The organism is Cryobacterium sp. RTC2.1, assembly GCF_035018685.1.
Lineage (GTDB): Bacteria > Actinomycetota > Actinomycetes > Actinomycetales > Microbacteriaceae > Cryobacterium > Cryobacterium glucosi.
This window is the reverse complement of record NZ_JASJXJ010000354.1, coordinates 1-488: the sequence shown is the minus strand read 5'-3', so window position 1 is coordinate 488 and position 488 is coordinate 1. Positions and strand designations below refer to the sequence as shown.

Below are 488 nucleotides of genomic sequence, written 5' to 3'. Positions count from 1 at the left end.
CCCGCCGTGCGTGCCTGCGGACGGATCGAGCCTGCGCTGAGGAGGGAGGCGAGGTCACCGGTCGCGAAACGACCATAGGTCGCGGCCTGCCCGAGGGCCTCATCGACCGGGGCGGTGCCGCTGATCTTGGCCAGCGCGACGGCCTCAGCCATCTTCACGTTCATCCGCGCGGTCCCGGCCGCGGCCGCTTCCAGTAACCACGCGTGCGCGCCAGCCCCGATGGCCAGGAACTCCGTCTCGGCCGCGCTGCGCGGGGTGATCGTGTAATCTCCCGGGATCTTCTCCCGGTGATCGGGGAAGTGCGCGTCGTCAATTTTCGGACTGCCGGGCCGGGCCCGGTGGTGCCGGGCGACTTCAACGGGACCGTCACTGCCGACGTGGACGATGACGACCTGCTCAGAGGCTCCGACGCCGTGGCTGCGGACGAACACACGGGCGCCGAGCAAGTGCGCCGGCACCGAGTACTGGCCGTTCTCGAACGTGACCAT

1 pseudogene is annotated in these 488 nt (G+C 69.9%); it reads right to left on the bottom strand.

Annotation, left to right across the window (positions count from 1 at the left end):
* A pseudogene (locus QN357_RS19265) lies at positions 1-488 on the bottom strand (hypothetical protein); the annotation flags it as partial.